The sequence below is a fragment of the Rothia sp. ND6WE1A genome (genome assembly GCF_001683935.1).
Lineage (GTDB): Bacteria > Actinomycetota > Actinomycetes > Actinomycetales > Micrococcaceae > Rothia > Rothia amarae.
Genome location: NZ_LXTU01000073.1, coordinates 14,913 through 36,156 on the forward strand (window position 1 = coordinate 14,913; position 21,244 = coordinate 36,156).

The 21,244-nt window shown below is 52.0% G+C and carries 14 protein-coding genes; 5 read left to right on the forward strand and 9 right to left on the reverse strand.

Annotated features, from left to right (window positions below):
* Positions 1-27: 27 nt before the first annotated feature.
* The 3 genes from A7E48_RS09950 to A7E48_RS09960 are packed head-to-tail and all read right to left on the reverse strand — an operon-like array spanning position 28 to position 4,196.
* The gene (locus A7E48_RS09950) at positions 28-795 is read right to left on the reverse strand and encodes a phosphotransferase (protein ID WP_068172968.1); all 768 of its coding nucleotides are present in this window, start codon (positions 793-795) and stop codon (positions 28-30) included.
* The gene (locus tag A7E48_RS09955) at positions 792-2,549 is read right to left on the reverse strand and encodes an ABC transporter ATP-binding protein (protein WP_068172969.1); all 1,758 of its coding nucleotides are present in this window, start codon (positions 2,547-2,549) and stop codon (positions 792-794) included. Before A7E48_RS09955 ends, A7E48_RS09950 begins: the two co-directional genes overlap by 4 nt.
* Positions 2,550-2,552: 3 nt before the next feature.
* On the reverse strand, positions 2,553-4,196 hold the full coding sequence (locus A7E48_RS09960) for an ABC transporter ATP-binding protein (protein ID WP_068172970.1): 1,644 nt from the start codon (positions 4,194-4,196) through the stop codon (positions 2,553-2,555).
* A 198-nt stretch (positions 4,197-4,394) separates the two neighbouring features.
* On the opposite strand from A7E48_RS09960, the gene A7E48_RS09965 reads away from it, so the two are divergent.
* The 3 genes from A7E48_RS09965 to A7E48_RS09975 are packed head-to-tail and all read left to right on the forward strand — an operon-like array spanning position 4,395 to position 9,664.
* On the forward strand, positions 4,395-6,998 hold the full coding sequence (locus A7E48_RS09965) for an RNA helicase (RefSeq protein ID WP_068172971.1): 2,604 nt from the start codon (positions 4,395-4,397) through the stop codon (positions 6,996-6,998).
* Positions 6,999-8,408, forward strand: coding sequence for an alpha/beta fold hydrolase (locus A7E48_RS09970; RefSeq protein WP_068172972.1), 1,410 nt, complete (start codon positions 6,999-7,001; stop codon positions 8,406-8,408).
* A 41-nt stretch (positions 8,409-8,449) separates the two neighbouring features.
* Entirely contained in the window at positions 8,450-9,664 is a 1,215-nt protein-coding gene (locus A7E48_RS09975; protein WP_068172973.1) for a hypothetical protein, read from the forward strand.
* Between the two features lie 82 nt (positions 9,665-9,746).
* Here the strand turns inward: A7E48_RS09975 and A7E48_RS09980 are convergent, their stop codons facing one another.
* The 3 genes from A7E48_RS09980 to uvrB form a co-directional block, all read right to left on the reverse strand.
* Complete coding sequence (locus tag A7E48_RS09980; protein ID WP_068172976.1) at positions 9,747-10,946, reverse strand: TerC family protein; 1,200 nt, start codon at positions 10,944-10,946, stop codon at positions 9,747-9,749.
* Positions 10,947-11,209: 263 nt separating this feature from the next.
* The gene (locus A7E48_RS09985) at positions 11,210-11,839 is read right to left on the reverse strand and encodes an NAD(P)-dependent oxidoreductase (RefSeq protein ID WP_068172979.1); all 630 of its coding nucleotides are present in this window, start codon (positions 11,837-11,839) and stop codon (positions 11,210-11,212) included.
* Positions 11,840-11,999: 160 nt separating this feature from the next.
* Positions 12,000-14,153, reverse strand: coding sequence for an excinuclease ABC subunit UvrB (gene uvrB, locus A7E48_RS09990; RefSeq protein ID WP_068172981.1), 2,154 nt, complete (start codon positions 14,151-14,153; stop codon positions 12,000-12,002).
* Between the two features lie 233 nt (positions 14,154-14,386).
* Between uvrB and A7E48_RS09995 the strand changes: the two genes are divergently transcribed.
* The gene (locus tag A7E48_RS09995; protein ID WP_083147363.1) at positions 14,387-15,907 is read left to right on the forward strand and encodes a catalase; all 1,521 of its coding nucleotides are present in this window, start codon (positions 14,387-14,389) and stop codon (positions 15,905-15,907) included.
* A 98-nt stretch (positions 15,908-16,005) separates the two neighbouring features.
* Here A7E48_RS09995 and A7E48_RS10000 read toward each other — a convergent pair whose 3' ends face one another.
* Positions 16,006-17,757, reverse strand: coding sequence for a BCCT family transporter (locus A7E48_RS10000; protein ID WP_083147364.1), 1,752 nt, complete (start codon positions 17,755-17,757; stop codon positions 16,006-16,008).
* 112 nt (positions 17,758-17,869) lie between these two features.
* A complete protein-coding gene (coaE, locus tag A7E48_RS10005; protein WP_068172987.1) occupies positions 17,870-18,478 on the reverse strand; it encodes a dephospho-CoA kinase in 609 nt (202 codons plus the stop codon).
* A gap of 99 nt (positions 18,479-18,577) precedes the next feature.
* Between coaE and A7E48_RS10010 the strand changes: the two genes are divergently transcribed.
* On the forward strand, positions 18,578-19,282 hold the full coding sequence (locus tag A7E48_RS10010) for a YigZ family protein (protein WP_068172989.1): 705 nt from the start codon (positions 18,578-18,580) through the stop codon (positions 19,280-19,282).
* Between the two features lie 255 nt (positions 19,283-19,537).
* Here the strand turns inward: A7E48_RS10010 and rpsA are convergent, their stop codons facing one another.
* Positions 19,538-21,025, reverse strand: coding sequence for a 30S ribosomal protein S1 (gene rpsA / locus A7E48_RS10015; RefSeq protein ID WP_068172991.1), 1,488 nt, complete (start codon positions 21,023-21,025; stop codon positions 19,538-19,540).
* Positions 21,026-21,244 lie beyond the last annotated feature (219 nt).

Below are 21,244 nucleotides of genomic sequence, written 5' to 3' on the forward strand. Positions count from 1 at the left end.
TCGTAGGAGTTACCTCGGGCACCAGTATTAGATATTGTGCAGAACCCATTGATTCAGCGCTAATGCCCTTGAGAATCGAATACCGGGCAGAGTACTCAGGGTGTTCTGATTGGGTGGGAATTGCGCTGCCCATGTATAGAATCCTGCTGCGTACACTATGTTTGCTTCGAGGTAGTTCGCCGGCGCCTGTTGCAGTGTATGTGAGAGCTTCACCATGTTCTTTATTTTTCGGTGAGGATTTTGCGTCAGTACATCGACGACGAGCGCCGCTGAGTCGGCTGCGGGATGCCCGATGCATGTCCAGGGCCAGTCCACGATAATTGCTTGATTTTCAGGGGTTAGCAAAATATTGTCTGCCCGGATATCTGTGTGGTTGTAAGAGTTTCCTTCTAAATACGGGCGCAAATATCTATCCACGTAGACTGCATAATCTGAGGTCTCCCCTGTGAGGCGAGGGTGCCGACCCTCAATATCTTCAATAAGTACGGCTACCCACTGATCACAATTCAGGTGGGCAATATAACCGGCAACAGGTGCAGACTTGGGAAGCGACTGAAGCACCACCGCTTCTTGGGCATGAAGTTTAGCGGTAAATTCCTGCTCCTTGCTATTGACTGCCTTGAGAAACGCCCGCCGCCCATCAGAAAAAAGCAGACGATCGGCGGTCCCTAGACTGAATCCTCCGGATTGAGAAGCTGAGGAAATGACGGATGCGCCCATCACATCGTGTACCCAATCCTGCACATGCTGGGGCAGGTCATCCCAAGTGAGACGCTGTGTATTGCTTCCTTTCATTGTGCCTCCCCTGTAGGCTGAACTTTCTTTTCATCGCGCACAATACGTCCGTCGTCGAGGTAGACAAATCGATCTGCCAACGAAGCGATGCGCGAATCATGACTAATGATGATGACGGTCCGTCCGGCGAGAATTCCACGGATAGAATCCTGAGCATCCGCCAACTCTAGTTGGGTGGTGGATTCATCAAGAATCACGATGTGCGGGTTCGCTACCACAATGCGTGCCAAGGATAGCTGTTGGATCTGGTCACGGCTCAACTCGGAATTTCCAATACCTACCACCGTATTCAAACTCTGCTCAAGGTCACGCCACCATGTGGCTCCGACTTCATCCAATGCCTGTTTCATCTGCTCCTGAGTAGCCTGTGGATTAGCCACAGACATATTCTCAGCTAACGTGCCCAAGAAAAGATGCGCTTCTTGAGTGCAAATGAGTAATTGAGGACGCCCGGCCGCATCCGGAGCAGTGGGAAAATCTCCTAACCCAACTCTTTGCCCCATTACAGATACGCTCCCGTCAGTTGCCGTCAACGAACCTGAAATCAGACGAGCCAGAGTGGTTTTACCCGATCCCGAGCGTCCAATGAAAGCTACCGATTGACCTCGTGGAATCTCAAGGTTTATCTGGTGCATCACCGGGGATCCCGGGCGATACCCAAATTCAAGATTTTCAATCTTCACAGCGGCTGGGATTTGATCACACGGCGTTTTTTTAGACTGCCCGGATTCTCCCGCCCTTACCTTTTTGAGATTTCGCTGTTGCCGGTGCTGTTCTGCAAGGTCGATGACGCCGGAGATTCGGCCCATAGTAACCGTCATTTCGCGAACGATACTCAGCCAATAACCAAAAATATCGGCATTTACTCTCATGGTGAAGACCAACACCGCCGCCGTAGAAACCATCCCCCAGGTTGCCCATCCGCGATGTACACAGTAAGAACCCCAGATGAGTGAAAGCATCAGGGGTGTGTAGGCGATGAAGGAATCTACAGCCCAAAAGTTCGAGCGCAGGCGAATGAGCCCGTCTTGAACCTCGTACTGCTCATGAATCTTTCGATTCATGGTGTTCTGCCGGGCATTAACGATGCCCAATTCTGCTGAGGTGCGAGCACCTCGAACGTTTTCAGTCACCGTAGTGGTCAGCGATGATACTTTCTCGGCGCGAACGGTGACGATTGCTGCAATGCGCGGAAGAAAATAAGAAAAGGAAAATACTTGGGCGATTATCATCGGTACGGTTATGAGCCCAAGCATCGGCGAGAGGACAAAAACTGAGGCGCAGATGACCAAGATGGATACGGTGACCGCCACAAGTTCTGGAATCGCCTGAGTGATGACGCGACGCACAGAGTCTAAATCATCTGTTATACGGGAGACGAGATCCCCGCCACCGGCGTCCTCAATGGTCTGGGCATCGAGGTTGAGGGAAGACTCGATGAGATCAATGCCAAGATCTTGATTAATGCGGGTCCCAACGATTTCGCTCTGATAAACCCACCAGCGAGCCGACACCGTAGAGAGCACCACAGCACCAAAAATCAAGGCAAGCGGCGTCCATGGGAAAGAATGCAGATTATTGGCTATAGCGTCGTCGATGAGATGCCCAATTTGCCAGGGGGTGACCAGGGCAAGTACGGAGTTCAGTACAAAAAGTGCTGCGATAAGCGCGACACGCCCAGGAGATTTGCGCATGGATTTCCAGAGCATTCCCCAGGTGATCTTTGCCGGAGCAATAGGTAAGAGGTTAGCCATGTTCTACTCCCCCTGCCTCTGGTTTGCGCGGGCTATTCGTCGATCTACTTCCATCGTGGTGGAGATGATATAGACCTCTCGAAGGTGTTCTAACACGCCGGGATTCCCAGCGCATTTCTCCAACTGATTGAAAATGAATTGCTGGCTCGGCTCATCTACAGAGTTAACCGGCTCGGTGAGAACGAGAACGGGTTTTTTCTGGGCGTAGGCGCGAGCAAGTGCCAGGCGCTGCCGTTGACCGCCGGAGAGGTTTGTACCTTCTGCGCTGATTTCAGCTAACCAATAGTCAGTAGGGTTTTCGCCACCGAGGCGGTGCGCTATTTCCAAAGAGTCGGTGAGTTTCAAGTATTCTTCGCGTTCATCGATGGTCAACGCAGGTGGGCCCGACGTCAGATGGTCTTCGAGTGTGCCGGCAAATATCATGGGATTGGGCTCGGAGAGTAAAATTTCCTCGCGGTTGTCGCTGTTTACACGCAAGTATTCCACCAGCGTTTCGGCATATTCCTGCGCTGTAAGACCCACCGAACGGGGGTTAATGTAGACCACCCGTCGCGTTTCTGCGTTCAATCTCAACTGAGCGAAGGACGCTGGTAGGGGCTGAGAACTGCCAGCATGTTCGTGAGATTGAGAGGCCAACGATGCCGTCGGTTCGGAGCGCTTTTCTAACCCGACAATGCGGCGGTGGGCTACTTTTGCGTCGCGGTAAATCAGCAGAAACATTTCAACTGCCCAAATGGGACCCACCATCATTGCAAGAACACCTGAAACGGTCACCAGCTGACTAGGATCAATACTGGTTATCCATGCGCCATTCAGGGTGTGTCCCCGGAGGGCGAGAGCAATGGTCACCGTGGTGGTACAGCCAATGAGGAATACTCGGGCAGCCCCTTGCCAGGAATGGACTCTCTCATAGGCGAGCTGTGCTTTCCGTACGTCAAGTGCCGAGGTGCGATAGCGTCCCAGCATGGTTTGTCCAGCGCCCAACCCGACGATGGTACGAATAGAGGTAGCTATATCGCTGGCCTTTGAGGTGCTGATTCCGATTTTATCGCGGAAAATCTCAGCACGTTGCTCGAGAATTTTGGAGATGCGGGTCAGCAGTACAATCGTCAGAATCATTCCGCCTAAACCAGAGACCGCGAGTAAGGGGCTGAGTAGCCAGAGTTGGATGGTTCCAAAAAATGCGATAGCGAAGGATGAGAATGCCTGATTCAGCGGTTGCAATGTGTTTGCAACATTTCTGGTGTCTTTGTTGATGACCGCCACGATGGCGCCGGGGTCACCCGCTTGAGAAGAACGTGGAACGAGGGAACATGCGTACAGTTTCCAATCGCGTTCGAGCATGACGATGGTGCGAAAGCAGGTGCCCCATCCTATCTTTTCGTTCAAGGAGAGAAAGAGCACCAGCAAACATAACCCGGTGATATCAATCCAGGCTTGCTGCACATCACCTATGGTGAAAAGTTCGATGATGCGAGCGACCAGCGCTGGCATAAACACTAAGGCTGTGCCAGATATGGTCTCTGTGATAAAGGGCAAGATAAAGCGCCACTTGGGGTAGCGAAATCCGGGTGGAATGAGACTAAAACGGGGGTTATCTTCTGCGTTTTGAAGAGAGTTCTGCTCTGAAATTTTTTTTGAAGGCACGACTTTATTCCTTGGGTGAAAACGAAAAGATGATGATTTATGCGGAATAAAGATCGTTGTTCATCGTGAACGTCCTTTTGGAAAGGGAATACAGACAGTTATGATAAGCATCACTTTACCCCAAAATTCTTGGCTGAGAGATAAAGGCGCCCTGAAACTTCTCAACATTTCTTCCCGGCTCGATAAACTAGTGCCATCATGAAAAAAATTCTCGAGTACCTCGACCCCAAACTGGCAGAGTCCTCCCACCACTACTTCCGCGGCGATTTCGCGTCGAATCCGCTCTCCAGCGATGAAATCTACGAAGCATTTCTTGAGTGGATTTCTGCCCGCGGAATGGAGTTATACCCTGCCCAGGATGAGGCGGTTCTTGAAATTGCGGGCGGTTCCAACGTCATTCTGGCAACTCCCACGGGCTCTGGAAAATCTACGGTTGCCATGGCTGCACATTTTGCCGGTCTTGCAACAGGGCAACGTTCTTATTACACCGCGCCCATCAAGGCTTTGGTGAGCGAAAAGTTTTTTGACCTCGTTGAGATTTTTGGTGCCGAGAACGTCGGTATGGTCACCGGCGATTCATCCATTAATTCAAATGCGCCGATTATTTGTTGCACCGCAGAAATTCTTGCCAACATTGTGCTTCGTGAAGGGCCGGGTGCAGATTTATGCCAGGTCATCATGGACGAGTTTCACTTCTATTCAGATCCTCAACGTGGATGGGCTTGGCAGACTCCCCTACTCGACCTACCCCAGGCACAGTTCCTGCTAATGAGCGCCACTTTGGGGGATACCACTCGCTTCGAAAAGGACCTCACTGAGTTGACGGGACGTCCCACTGCGCTCGTCACCTCAAAGACCAGGCCTATCCCCCTGCATTTCTACTACTCCACAGAACCTGTCCAAGAGGCAGTATCTGAACTTGTTTCTACCGGTCAGACACCGGTATATATCGTTCACTTCTCGCAGCTACAAGCCATTGATACTGCAGGTGCGCTGATGAGTGTTTCAATCGCGTCCAAATCGGATAAAGAGCGTATCAATGAACTGCTGGAAAATTTCCGCTTTTCTGCTGGATTTGGCAAAACCTTGCAACGTCTGGTCAAGAACGGAATCGGTGTGCACCACGCAGGCATGTTGCCAAAGTATCGCCGCCTGGTAGAACAGCTTGCACAAGCAGGACTGCTGAAGGTTATTTGCGGTACCGACACCTTGGGCGTAGGCATCAATGTACCCATCCGTACCGTCCTGATTACCGCGCTCTCCAAATACGATGGACAGCGTACCCGCCGTCTTAAAGCCCGCGAATTCCATCAGATCGCAGGACGCGCGGGCCGCGCCGGATTCGATACGGCCGGTACCGTCGTGGTTCAGGCACCTGAACACGACATTGAAAATGAGCGCCTCGAAGCAAAAGCCCGTGAAAAATTCGCAGGTGATGAAAAGAAAATGAACCAGTCACTACGCGGCAAGAAGAAAAAGCCACCGCAGGGATTCGTCGCCTGGTCGAAGAAGACTTTCGAACAGCTGGTAGAGGCTGAGCCAGAAGCACTGACCGGCTCTTTTGATATCACCCACTCCATGTTGCTGAATATTCTGCAGCGCGAAGAAGACCCGTTTAGGGTAGTCCGCCATTTGCTCACTGCCAATCATGAGCCGCCCGTCAAGCAACGCCAGCTCATGCGTAAGGCACTCGGAATTTACCGAGAACTCCTTGCAGGAGGTGTGGTTGAACGTCTCGATGAACCCGATGAATTTGGGCGCAACGTACGTCTGACCGTGCAACTGCAAGAGAACTTCGCTCTCAATCAGCCGCTCTCCCCCTTCGCGTTGGCATCTCTCTCCCTACTGGATAAAGAATCTGAGACATACGCTCTCGACGCTGTGTCCATCATCGAAGCGACCCTGGAGAATCCCCGCCAGGTGCTCAATATGCAAGAGAAGAAAGCGAAGTCTGAAGCTCTTGCCGAAATGAAGGCAGAGGGCATGGACTACAACGAGCGCATGCGCGAACTCGACGAGGTCACCTATGCTAAACCGCTTCAAGAAACTCTCGAAGCTGCTTTCGAGACCTATCGTTCGAGTGCGCCGTGGATGAGCGAATTCGAAGTAGCACCCAAATCAGTAGTGCGCGATATGTACGAGCGGGCCATGGATTTTGGCTCCTACGTGCAGTATTACTCGTTGGACCGCTCCGAAGGCATTTTGCTGCGCTACCTCTCCGACGCCTATAAGGCGCTGCGGCAGACGGTACCGCTTTCAGCTTTGACCGAAGAACTCACCGACATCATAGAGTGGTTAGGCGAAATTATTCGCCAGACCGACTCCTCCTTGGTGGATGAATGGGAACGTCTGGCAGCGGGTGAAGACCCTCTGAAGGTACGTGAGGAAGAAGAAACCATCGGCGAAGAAACAGCGCCGGTTGTCACCGGTAATCCCCGCGCTTTCAAAGTCATGATCCGCAATGCTCTCTTCCGCCGCGTCGAACTATTCGCCGACGAAAAAGACCGAATCTTGGGAGAAATGGACGGCGAATCCGGCTGGGACGCAGACCGCTGGGCTGATGCTCTCGATGAGTATTTCGACGAATACGACGACATTTTCACTGACGCCGCAGCCCGCTCGCCGCGCCTGGTTGCCATCGATGAAAACGTTAAAGAACATCCAGGCATGTGGAAGGTGACCCAATCTTTCTCTGATCCCGAGGATAACCACGACTTCGGTATCCGAGCAGATGTTGATTTGAAGGCTTCCGACAAGGCGGGTCTGCCCGTCCTTCGCATCACTCACGTAGGAGCACTCTAAATGGTTTTAGCTCTATCCCCTCAACTTCCGGTTCCCTCTCATCAAGTGGGAGCAACCGTCGCCGTCGGAGATTTTGCGCTCACCGACCATTACTTTTCGGTACCGGTAACCCACGGGTTGGTGTACTCGCTGGGGCGTGAAGCGGCAGAAAACCATCCGCTGGCTCAACGAACTCTCACGGTGTTTGCCCGTGAAGTAGTCAATACGTCATCTGAGCTGACCATCAGCCCCGAAGACCGCCCTTTCATGGTCTATTTGCAAGGTGGACCGGGCGGCAAAAGCCCCCGACCCACCATAGACTCCGGATGGGTCCACGAACTCTCTAAAACCCACCGCATCGTGCTTCTCGATCAGCGTGGCACCGGACTTTCCACGCCGCTTTCAGCCCCTTCCATCCTTGCCCAAGGCTCCGTGAGAGAGCAGGAACAGTACCTCGAGCTCTTCCGCGCCGATTCGATCATCGCCGACGCCGAAGTCATCCGCTCATATCTTCTAGCTGAAAGAAAAGATCAGCGATGGTCCACCATGGGCCAAAGCTTCGGCGGCTTCCTCACGCTCTCCTATCTCTCATTCGCGCCCGAATCCCTCAGAGATTCCCGCATGACAGCAGGCCTAGCCCCCATCCGTGCACATATCGACGACGTCTACCGGCATACCCTTGAGCGCGTCAAAGAACGCAACGAAGAATTCTACGGCTGGTACCCCCAGGACCGCGTTCTCGCAACTCGCATTGCCGAATTTATTCGCGAGAAGAAGCCCACCCTTCCCACCGGGGAAACACTCACCGACCATCGCTTCCAGATGCTCGGCGCATACCTCGGTGGAAACGCACGCGTACGCGAACTGCACTACATCCTCGAAACCGCTTTCGCAGAATCGAACAATTACCTCTCGGCGCAATTCCTCAGCTCCGTCAGCGAAATTGTATCCTTCGCTTCCGCCCCGCTTTACGGACTCCTCCACGAATCGATTTACGCCGACGGTCCCGCTCAGGGAGCTTCCCCCTCCCCCGCACCCACCAATTGGTCGGCAGCGCGCATGGCGAATGCCCGAGATGATTTCTCACCCGAAGCTGAAACGCTCTTATTTACCGGCGAGCACATCTTCCCCTGGTACTTCGAAGAAGACCCCGCCCTTGCACCGCTCCACGACGTCGCCCACGCGCTCGCTGAAAAAGACGACTGGGGCAGGCTATACGACCACGAACAGCTTGCCCAAAATACCGTACCGTTGGTTGCTGCTGTCTATCGCCCCGATATCTATGTGGACTATGAACACTCCATGAAAACAGCACAGGCAGTAGCGAATACTCGCGTCTGGTCATCGGACACCCACCACCACGATGGGCTCAGCGCTGACGGCACGGCGATTCTTACGCATCTGAAGAATCTGCTGGCTGATAACCGGTAGACTGGGTCGCATTCGCATTTTTATTTAGAGGGGGAATTCGCGTGGTTACACGTGCACAATTTCTAGGCGGTACAGCACTGGGAGTGCTTGCCGCATCCATGACAGCAACCAGCGCTTCGGCAGACAGCTCTGACCGTATGCTCATCGCCACCGACGAAGGGATCAATCCCGGGGACGACGCTGTCAACAACAAAATCAACAAACTCATAGATCGCCTAGCGGGCGACGGCGGCGGGGCAATCATCTTTCCTCCGGGAATTTACAACGTTGATTCTGACGGCATTCAGCTCAAAAACCAGGTCAGCATCATGGGCTTGGGGGAAGCAACCCAATTTCGCCCCGTAGGCGAGTGGAAGGAACTTGCCGGCGTCTTTCGCATTGGATCGCATAGCTCCCCCTCTTCTGACCCTGTGTACCGCACCGGAATTCACAATCTCTCCATCAAAACCGGCGAAGATTCAATGGCTCATACCGATGCCATCCCTAACACCGTGGGTATTCTCTTTAACACTTCAAACGGCGATAAGCCGGCGGATCCAGATGCGGCGCACCGCATTTCAGGTATTACACTATGGGATTTGGATATGGGGATTATCCTCAAAGGAAAAGATGACCAGGGTTGCACGGTCAGCGACATCCGCGGACGCCGTTTTCTACGTACAGCGCTACAGGTGGGGGAAATTGGGGCCGAAGGCGGAGCGGACAATCAGTTCTCCATGATTGATTTTTCCTCTGCAAATTTGTCACGCCTCGATTGCGCCACCATCGAAATTTATACGTCCAATTGTTCATTTTCCCAGGTCAAAAGCTGGTATTCAAAACGTACGATGAGCTTTGATGAGGCAGTCAAAGCCGGTTCCGGTTACTACGTTAAGGGAACCCGTAACACGTTCAGCCAGTGCGATGCCCAGGACAATGGTGGTCACGGTTTCGTGCTCGAATACCCCAACAACACTCTGATGAACTGCGTTTCAGATTCCAACGGTTATGCCGAAAACGTTTCGGGCAAGGCTAATCCCTCAGAAGCACACGGTTTCCATATCCTTTCCGGTGCGCATGGGACTCAGCTCATTGGATGTCAGTCCTTCAACCGGACAAAGGATAAGCCTGGCCAAAAGATTGGTTTCTGGGTTGATAATTCTAATACGCAGGTAACTCTTATTGGTTCTGCTGCCGACAATACAGAGGCCGCTGCGCAAACAGGTTCATTGAATCAATCGCAGAAGACAGTGCTCAATACAGACGATAAGAAGTAACATTTCATCTAGCAAGAAGCCCTCAACACCGATTCGGTGTTGAGGGCTTCTTGGTATCTAACTTATTTCAAGCGATGCATGATTACTGTTGCATGTATGCTTCGTGTTCACCGCGAGCACGGGAAACTAAGTCTTGGAATTCTCGTTCTGAGTCAATCAGTTCGTCGCGGTATTTCTGAGGTACGTTACGAGACTTTGCGGTGGCGTCGTCCAGCTTTTTCTGTAGCTCCTTGCGTTCCTCAGTGGATGCGTTATCGGGAAGTTCCAGGTACTGCTCGGATAGGCGCTGTACCTTTTGGATGGCAGCGAGTGCTTTGCCCTTGGGGCTCAGAAGCGATGCCAGAACGGTGATGGTCAAGATACCGATAATGACCGTGAGAGAAAGACCGATACTAACTTCCACTACGTGAACTGGCTGACCGTCGTTGATGAAGGACAGGGTGTTCTCGTGCAGGGCGTGGAGGAGCAACTTGACACCGATGAAGGCGAGGATTGCAGAGAGACCCCAGGAGAGGTAAATCAGACGATCGAGCATTCCATCAATGAGGAAGTATAGCTGGCGCAGACCCATGAGGGAGAATGCGGTAGCGGTGAAGACGATGTAGGATTCCTGGGTTAGACCGAAAATCGCGGGAATGGAGTCAAGTGCGAACAGAATATCTGTACCGCCGATAGCCACCATCACCAGCAGCATGGGGGTCATAACCTTTTTGCCGTTTTCTACGGTGAAGAGCTTATCGCCATCGTAGTAATCGGTGGTGTGGAAAATCTTTTTCGCCAGACGAATGATGAAGTTGTTGGCTTCATCTTCCTCATCTTTATCGGTTACTTCGCCCTTGATAAGGTTGCCTGCGGTCCAGAGCAGAATAATACCGAAAAGGTAGAAGACCCAGCTCCAGCGCTCAATAGCCGCGGCACCTACCAGAATGAAGGCGGTGCGGGCAATCAAAGCAAAGACGATGCCAAAAAGCAGTACCTTCTGCTGATCTTCACGCGGAACCTTGAAAGAGCCCATAATGATCAAGAAAACGAAGAGGTTATCAACACTCAATGCTTTCTCGGTAATGTAGCCGCCGTAGTATTCTGCGCCGAACTGCGGGCCGTCCCAGATGAGGATGACCAGGCCGAAGAGTAGAGCGATACCTACGTAAAATGCTGACCAAACAGCGGCTTCTCTAATAGTAGGTTCGTGCGGTTTGCGCACGTGAAAGAAAAAGTCATAGGCCAAAAGAGCCAAAATGACGGCGATTGTTACCGCCCATTGCAACCCAGAAATATGCATGGGAGCCTTTCTTGTGGTGAGGATATGCCAGAAACCACAAGTCTCTCCCACCACCAATAGACGGTGGTTTTCTACTCCGGTTGAACATCTTTGGTCAACGTGCTGACGAAATAGAAATTAGCGGGATACTCCCTTGCTCGTGCTAAAAGTTTACCCTAGATAAGCGCACGTAGCTTAAGTTATTCCACGTGAGGTTAAGCAAATCCCCGTGTGCTGGCTATTCTGCCACCACACGGGGATTAATTCACAAGCAACTTAACTGTTTATTTACCTTGCGCCGTTTCTTCGTCCTGGGAAGCCACGGTAAAGCGTTCACGCATATGTTTGGGTGCTACAGCTTCATCAATTAGTGCAACTGCAAAATCTTCTGCCGAAACAAAACCACCGGCAGGGGTATCTTTGCTTTCAAAATACAGACCGGTGCGAACGCCGGGAGCAATGACGAACGCAGGAGCGAGCATAGTCCACTTGAGCATGGAGGCATTCTCACGGTAATCATCGAGGATTCCTCCAAATTTCTTGGCTTCAGAGCGGTATTCCTCGGGAAAATCAGGGGTGTTGTAGAAACGCTCACCTTCAGAATTCTCTAACGCACCGGCTCCACCGACCACGATGAGGCGGCCGCTGGGCGCTGCGGCAATGAGCTGAGAGTGCAGGTTTTTCATGCTTTCATCGGACTGGTCTCGACCAGCGGTGGCGATAATAGTGGCATCGTGGCTGTTGATGACCTGAACCAATTCGGTGGTGTTGGTTGCGTCCAGAGAGTACCCGGTTGCTCCGTGGACATCGTTGCCCTTGCGTGAGTAGGCATCTACTTCATGCGAGCGCCCTACTGCTTCTGCTATCGCCCGTGAACCTACCATTCCATTGGCACCAATAACTGCTATTTTCATTGCCGTATCCTTTCGCTTATTTTCCAACAGTCTTATTCTGTGTTGACCTTTTCAAAACCGATGTGCCTGTGAAAATATTCCCGAACGGTCTAAACGTTCGGGAATCTTTCATAGTGAGACGGCTGAAGAATAATCTTTACAGAGTCCTGGATTCTATAGCTTAGGCGTGCCCCGCGTTCTTCATTTGCCGCAGTTCTTTCTTCAAGTCGGCAATTTCGTCGCGGAGACGACCAGCCAATTCGAACTTAAGCTCTTCTGCGGCTTTCATCATCTGCGCCGTCATATCTTCAATCAGATCCATGAGGTCCTCTGCCGGTGCCGCAGCCAAACCATCTGAACGCACCCGCGCTTCAGCACGAGCCAGAACTTCTGCGGCTTCACCGGACGCCTGGGCGTTTTTCGCCGAGCCCTTTTTCTGGGAGACCGGTGCCAGCTTACCGTTTGCTGCTTTACGCTGGGCAAGTAGTTCAGCAGTATCTTCGACCTCGCGGTTGAGCTGGTCGGTGATGTCAGCAATTTTTTTACGCAGAGGGGTCGGGTCAATGCCGTGCTCTTTGTTGTAAGCGGTTTGAATTTCCCGGCGGCGGGTGGTCTCATCAATCGCCGTGCGCATAGAATCGGTGATCTTATCCGCGTACATGTGCACCTGCCCCGAAACGTTACGCGCGGCACGCCCAATGGTCTGGATAAGTGAAGTAGTAGAGCGCAGGAAGCCTTCTTTGTCGGCGTCCAAAATGGCAACCAAGGACACCTCAGGCAGGTCCAAACCTTCGCGAAGCAGATTAATACCCACCAAAACATCGTAGGATCCCATGCGCAATTCTCTCAGTAGTTCAATACGCTTGAGGGTGTCGACGTCCGAGTGCAGGTACTGCACGCGCACCCCGTGCTGGGAGAGATATTCGGTCAGGTCCTCTGCCATTCGTTTAGTCAAAGTGGTCACGAGAACACGCTCGTCCCGATCCACTCGAAGCCGGATTTCCTCCAGCAAATCATCAATCTGCCCCTTGGTCGGTTTGACCACGATTTCAGGGTCCACCAAGCCGGTGGGTCGGATAATCTGCTCCACTACCCCGTCCGCCTGGGACAGCTCGTATTTACCAGGGGTTGCCGACATATAAACGGTTTGTCCGATTCGATCCAGAAACTCGTTCCATTTGAGCGGTCGATTATCCATCGCCGACGGCAGGCGGAATCCGAATTCGACCAGTGTACGCTTGCGGCTCATATCGCCTTCGTACATTGCTCCAATCTGAGGAATGGTCACATGTGACTCGTCTACTACGAGCAAGAAGTCATCGGGGAAATAATCCAACAGACAGTGCGGAGCGGAACCGGGTGCGCGCCCGTCAATATGACGGGAATAGTTTTCGATGCCATTGCAGAAACCCATCTGCTCCATCATTTCAAGGTCATACTGAGTACGCATGCGCAAACGTTGCGCCTCTAACAGCTTGTTCTGCCCTTCTAGTTCGTTGAGGCGGTTGCCGAGTTCGTCTTCGATGGAGTGAAGAGCACGAGCCATTCGTTCGGCACCGGCAACATAGTGAGAAGCGGGGAAAACGTACATCTCTTTTTCCTCGCGGATGATATTGCCCGTCAAAGGATGCAGGGTATAAATCGCTTCAATTTCATCGCCAAAGAATTCAATCCGAATAGCGTTTTCTTCGTACATGGGGATAATTTCTACGGTGTCCCCACGCACGCGGAAGGTTCCGCGGTGAAAATCCATATCGTTGCGCACATACTGCATATTGACGAAGCGGCGCAGTAGTTCATCGCGGTCGAGCTCTTGTCCTACTTTCACCGTGACCATCTGTTCAACATATTCTTCGGGCGTACCCAAACCGTAGATGCAGGAAACGGTAGATACCACGACGACGTCGCGGCGCGTCAGCAAGGCATTGGTGGCTGAGTGACGTAGACGCTCCACTTCTTCATTAATGGAAGAGTCTTTTTCGATAAAAGTATCGGTCTGGGGAACGTAGGCCTCTGGCTGGTAGTAGTCGTAGTAGGAAACGAAATATTCAACAGCGTTGTTGGGTAACAGTTCGCGCAACTCGTTGGCAAGCTGGGCAGCCAGGGTTTTGTTCTGCACCATGATTAGTGTCGGCCTTTGCACCGATTCGATGAGCCAGGCAGCTGTTGCTGACTTACCTGTGCCGGTGGCACCCATAAGAACGACGTCTTTTTCTCCGGCGTTGACACGTTCTGTCAGCTCGGCGATGGCTTTTGGCTGGTCGCCTGCGGGTTTGTATTCTGAAATGACTTCGAAGGGCGCAACTACACGCTCAATTTTCTGCGCAAGACTCATAGATACAAGAGTACAACTGTGGAGATAGTTGAACTAGAACATACCTACGAATTATTCTCTGCGCCAATTTCAGTTGGTCAGTCAGTTTTTATTGGGTGAGTCAATGGTTCGATTCTAGAAAGTATGTGGGTATTTCACTTCTTTCTTATTGTGAATTTATCAAAATAAGGTAGAGTTTGAAGAACAAGTTGTCAGAAAAACGAACTCTACTGACCCAATCGGGAAGGATTATCATGGTTGAGAACCCCCTGAAAAAAATCAAAGAAACGGTAACAGGTGGCTCCCCCGTCAATCACCGCGGCGATTTTACCACCACTACCACCGGGACTCCCGTGGCAGATGACGCTCACTCACTCACCGTGAGAAACGATGGTCCCATCGTCCTACACGACGTCTACACCGTAGAAAAGCTGGCTCAGTTCAACCGCGAACGCGTTCCCGAACGTAACCCCCACGCCAAAGGCGCCGGAGCTTACGGCGTTCTGGAAGTCACCGAGGACGTTTCTGCTTACACCAAGGCAGCCCTCTTCCAGCCCGGCGAAAAAACTGACATGCTGATTCGTTTCTCCACCGTGGCAGGCGAGCAAGGCTCACCCGATACTTGGCGAGATCCCCGTGGCTTCTCCATGAAGTTCTACACCACCGAGGGAAACTACGACCTCGTGGGCAACAACACCCCTATCTTCTTCATCCGCGACGGCATCAAGTTCCCTGACTTCATACACTCGCAAAAGCGCCACCCTCAAACCGGTTTGCGCGATCACGACATGCATTGGGATTTTTGGAGCCTCTCCCCCGAGTCCGCCCACCAGGTTACCTGGCTCATGGGTGACCGCGGTCTGCCCAAGACGTGGCGTCATATGGATGGCTTTGGATCCCACACCTTCCAGTGGATTAACGCTGAAGGTGAGCGCTTCTGGGTCAAGTACCACTTCAAGACCGACCAGGGCATCGATTTCTTGACTGAAGAAGAAGGCGCCAAGATGGCAGGTGAAAACCCAGACTTCCACCGTGAAGACCTCTATAACGCCATCGAAGAAGGCAACTATCCTTCGTGGACTCTCTACGTTCAGGTCATGCCTTACGAAGATGCAAAGACCTACCGCTTTAATCCTTTCGACGTCACCAAGACCATTTCGCAGAAGGATTACCCGCTCATCAAGGTCGGTAAGCTCACTTTGAATCGCAACCCGCAGAACTTCTTCGCTGAAATCGAGCAGGCTGCCTTCTCGCCGGCGAACATGGTTCCTGGTATTGCCGTTTCACCTGACAAGATGTTGCTCGCGCGTATCTTCTCCTACCCAGATGCCCAGCGCTACCGCATTGGTACCAACTATGCTCAGTTGCCGGTCAACCAGCCCAAGAATGCGCAGAACAACAGCTACTCGGTAGAGGGCTCTATGCGTTATCAGTACACCCCCGCCGATGCCCCGAACTATGCGCCCAACAGCGTTGGAGGTCCGGTAGCTGATTCAGATCGTGCTTTCGAATCTCGCGGCTGGGAGTCAGACGGTGAGATGGTACGCGCCGCAGCAACTTTGCACTCAGAAGACGACGACTTCGGCCAGGCACGCACCCTCTATGCTGAGGTTATGGACGCCGCAACTCGGGAACGTTTGGTCTCGAACATTGCCGGGCACCTGGGCGTGGTGAAATCCGATGAGATTCGCGAACGCGGTATGAAGTACTGGGATAACGTTCATCCAGAACTTGGTGCACGCGTACGCGAGGCTATTGCTCAGCAGCGAGCATAAGCTAGCCACGAGATAGCTTTTTTCTGAAGCTATTTTCAACGATGAAGGGGTCGGGGAGAAATCTCCCCGACCCCTTCATCGTTTATGATTACACACCTTTATTCTGCCGATGTGCTGGAACTCTTTTCAGTCTTCGAATCAGCTTTAACCGCCCTTATCTGTCCCGTATTAGGCACACGAGCTTCAAATTCTGGCTCCGTTCCTTCTTCAAATTCGGGTCTTATAACCACTTCCTGAACGGAGCTGAAGTCCTCCCGCGCACGTCGGCGATATTCTTCAGCGGGGATAACCTGCTTCCACTGGCGAGTTCTCATAGGAGCTACTTCCCCAGCATCTTCACGCAATGCGCGAATAACCATCCACATTTGCAAGAATCCCAGAATAAAGACGGGGAAACCCACCACGATAATGACATGTTGCAGAATATCTAGGCCGGAGTCTCCTGTTGTCACGAGAATAACCGCGCACACTACTCCGATGCAGAGCGCCCAAAAGACCCTTTGACGTTTAGGAGCTTTATCTTCATGACCGTTGGCAATAGCGTCCATAGTCAGCGCTGCTGAGTCGATGGAGGTAATGAAGAAGATAGTGATGACCAAAACGGTGAAAGGCGCAACGAATTCAAACAGAGGGAAATGCCCCAGGAACTCGAAGAGAGCTGCCGGAATGTCACCTTTATCCACTACATTTTCAATCAGCTGACCATTCTGGTTGCGCTCAATATCAAAAGCGTTCATCCCGAAAATACCAATCCAAAACATCACAAAAATGGAAGGTACGGCCAGCACGCCAATCACAAACTCTCGAATGGTGCGCCCTTGAGAAATACGGGCAATAAACAGTCCCACGAAAGGAGCCCACGACACCGTCCATGCCCAGTAAAAGACAGTCCACGAGCCTATCCATCCGGTGTCTGCAAAGGCATCGTTGAAAAACATCATTTCGGGTAGACGCATCAAGAAATACCCGGCAGACTCAATGGTTCCCATCAAGACAGTACGGGTAGCGCCGGCCATCAGGATGAAAAGCAGGAGTGCTACCGCCATCAAGATGTTGAAGTAGGACAGCCGTTTCACGCCTTTGTCCATACCAGCTACCACTGATGTGATGCCTGCAGCAGTCACTAAAGCAATAATTCCAGCTTGGATCCATCCGACATAAGGAACACCGTAGAGAATCTGCAAGCCCGAATTGATTTGGAGGGCTCCAAGACCTACAGATACAGCCAGCCCAAATACGGTAGAGATAATGGCCAACGCATCTATCATCTTGCCAAGCGGACCGTGAATACCTTCACCGAGAATCGGCTGAAAAATTGACGAAACACGCGGGGGTAGTTTGCGCTTATACGTAAAATATCCAAAGGCAAGCCCAGGGACGGTTAAAATGACCCACATAAACAGCCCGATATGAAAGTTAGAAATTGCCAGCGCATCGCGGGCTGCCCTATCGGACTGAGGTTCGACACCGTCATAGGGCGGGTTAGCGAAGTGAGAAATAGGTTCTGCGGCTCCCCAAAAGAGAAGCACTGCGCCAACTCCAGCAGCGAACAGCATTCCAAACCATGCCACGCCTGAATACTGCGGAACCGAATCGTCTGGCCCTAGTTTAACGCGTCCAAATCGGCTTGCTGCTAGATACACCAGGAAGATGAAGAATAAAGCATTGCCCAGGACGTAAAACCACCCAAAATAGGTGATAATCCATTGAGCCATGGCACCAAAGACGCCTTCCATTTGTGTGGGAAAGGCGATAAAGCTGAGGGTAAAAAGTGCTATAAACCCTGCAGTCGTAAAGAAAATAGGGGGATTCGTACGCAATCCCAATCTGTCATGGAGTTTTAGCAACACGGGTTTCCCGGTGGAGGTTGTGGTCTTACAACGGCACTATGATCCACCCCGTTGTAAATCGTCCAAAAGAAACGACTTAATGATGGTATTGATTTTAGAGTTCAGAATCCATTTATGAAGCAGGCTGAATGATTTCTTGCCAGACCCGTTCCACCTGGTGCTGTGTGTCTTCTCGGCTGCCGGAGTTGTCGATAATCCAACGGGCTATCTGGGCTCTTTCCTCATCGCTGGCCTGCGCCTTGATACGTGCCAGGGCATCTTCTTTCAGAATCCCACGTTGGGTGGTGAGGCGTTCCAAACGCACCTTCTCATTTGCACACACTACAATGACGCCGTCGAAGCGGTCGGCTTGCCCTGTTTCAGTAAGTAGTGGGATGTCTTCGATAATGGTTGCGTTCTCCCCCTGCTGTGCGACGGCTTCCTCCCTCAGTAATTGAGAGCGCTCACGTACTGCAGGATGAACAATCGCGTTCAACTTTTCCCGTTCTGCGGGGTTCGCGAAGATGAGAGAAGCTAGGTGGGGGCGGTTGAGTTGCCCGTTATCCAACAGTATTTCCTCACCGAATGCGGCAACTACCCGTTGTAACGTTTCTTCACCTGGTTCCATAAGTTCGCGTGAAATGGCATCGGAGTCAATAATAAAGGCACCTTTGTCTGAAAACATGGCGGCAACAGTCGATTTGCCTGAACCGATTCCCCCGGTGAGTCCATAATGCGGCAATGTGCTGACCTTTCAACTTACTTATCTTTTTCAACCCCACACTATCGCGCCTTTTCCCACAGGACACTTCAACAAGCTTCTTCCCCATAGAATAAGGAGATGAATACCGACCATGAAACTCGTGCCACCTCATACGCCGTTCTTACTCAATGGGAGCCTGTTCAATCGCTTTTGGAAATTAAGAGGAGTGAGTTTATCGCCTTTGCCCAGCGTGTAGAATCCGAGGCTGATGCGAGGGCATTCATAGAGTCTTTGCGCAAGCAGTATCACGATGCCCGCCACGTATGTTCGGCATTCGTCATTGGTGCAGACCGAGATATTCAAAGATCTTCGGACGATGGAGAACCTGCCGGAACTGCTGGTATCCCTATGTTGCAAGCTGTACTGGCAAGGAGAACTGACCCCGATTCGGAAGCTAGCAGTACAAATCTCTCTGATATTTGCGTGGTAGTTGTTCGCTATTTTGGCGGAATCAAACTCGGTGCTGGCGGTTTGGTGCGGGCATATACAGACGCCGTGGTTCAGGTACTTGATGAAGCAACTACGACTCAGCGACGACGCCTACGGGCGGGCGTAGTGAAACTGCCCCATGCAGAAGCAGGAAAGTTTGAAAACGAGGTGAGGTCTCTAGGGTTTACTATTATCTCAGTCGACTACTTCGCCTCGCACGCTGTGGTTACTCTCGGTGTATTTGATTCTCCCGCCACCCGCAATGAAGCTAAGACTAAAGTAGCCGAACTGACCATGGGTAAGGGAGAAATTTCATGGGGAGAGACGTCGTGGGTTGATGAGGTAATGAATTAGCGACGCAGGCGTATTAGGTCCCAGCTCAAACATCGCGTGTTTCGCTAGGCGAAACTCGCACGACTCTCCTGCTCTGTTAATCTTTACCGGCAAATAAAAGAAGCCCGCCCCAATAATCTGGGGCGGGCTCTTCTAAGCTACTTCGGCTTTTACATCTTAATTGCCGGTGAGCTTCTTGCGATGGAGCTGAATTTCCGCGAAGCGAATCAGAAATTCGGCGGAATCAGCTTCGCAAGAAACTAATCGGTAAACCTCTTAGTTGCCGGTGAGCTTCTTGCGAAGCTCAGCGAGTGCCTCGTCTGATGCCAAGGTGCCGGACTCGGTACCCTTGTCATCGGATGAGTAAGAGGTAGGAGCTGCGGGAGCTGAGTTGGAGGAGGAAGATGAGGATGAAGAGGTAGTAGCCGCAGTAGCTGCTGCTTCTGCATCTGCCTCCATCGCCTTAGCAACCTGAACCTTGTGTGCTTCCCAGCGAGCCTGAGCGTCTGCGTACTGCTGTTCCCAAGTTGCACGCTGAGTTTCGTAGCCTTCGAGCCATTCGTTGGTCTCGGGGTCGAAGCCCTCGGGGTACTTGTAGTTACCCTCTTCGTCGTACTCTGCAGCCATGCCGTAGAGTGCGGGGTCGAACTCGGTGCCCTCAGGGTCAACGCCTTCGTTAGCCTGCTTGAGTGAGAGGGAGATACGACGACGATCGAGATCGATGTCGATAACCTTCACGAACAATTCGTCTCCAACGGAAACTACCTGCTCAGCAAGATCTACGTGGCGAACAGCAAGCTCAGAGATATGGACAAGACCTTCGATACCGTCTTCAACGCGAACGAATGCGCCGAAGGGAACGAGCTTGGTGACCTTACCGGGTACAACCTGACCCAGCGCGTGAGTGCGAGCAAATGCCTGCCAAGGATCTTCCTGAGTTGCCTTGAGCGAAAGTGAAACGCGTTCACGATCAAGATCAACTTCGAGAACCTCAACGGTTACCTCGGTGCCAACTTCAACAACCTCTGAGGGGTGATCAATGTGCTTCCAGGAGAGCTCGGAAACGTGAACGAGACCGTCTACGCCGCCAAGGTCCACGAATGCACCGAAGTTGACGATGGAGGAAACGACACCGGTGCGAACCTGACCCTTTTCGAGCTGGTTGAGGAAGGTTGAGCGAACCTCAGACTGGGTCTGCTCAAGCCATGCACGGCGCGAAAGAACAACGTTGTTACGGTTCTTGTCGAGCTCGATAATCTTAGCTTCAATTTCCTGACCGATGTAGGGAGCGAGGTCGCGTACACGACGCATTTCGACGAGGGATGCAGGCAAGAAGCCACGAAGACCGATGTCCAGGATAAGGCCGCCCTTGACAACCTCGATGACGGTGCCGGTAACAACGCCGTCATTTTCCTTAATCTGCTCGATGTCGCCCCAGGCACGCTCGTATTGTGCGCGCTTCTTGGAGAGAATCAGACGACCTTCTTTGTCTTCCTTGGTCAGGACGAGGGCCTCAACTTCGTCACCAACGGAGACGACTTCGCCGGGATCAATGTCGTGCTTGATGGAAAGTTCACGAGAAGGAATAACGCCTTCGGTCTTGTAACCGATATCGAGGAGAACCTCATCGCGGTCAACCTTGACAACTTCACCTGAGACGAGATCGCCGTCGTTGAAGTACTTGATGGTTTCGTCAACGGCCTTGAGGAAGTCTTCTTCAGTTCCGATGTCGTTGATTGCAACCTGAGGAGTGTTGGTGCTCATGTAGTAAAGGGCTCCATTATGGATAGATTTGGTAGGTCGATACAGCCGTAGTTCCCCCGCAAGCTTCTAGTTCCCAATTGAGAGTATCTACCTGCGGTATCGCAACGAGTGGTTCCGCTCTGTACCGAGCGTTTATTCGGACAATGTGCGCGCATAGTACACGCACTTATTAAATATTAGGGAGGACTCCCCCGAAGGTCAACGATTGGCGCGGTTAAA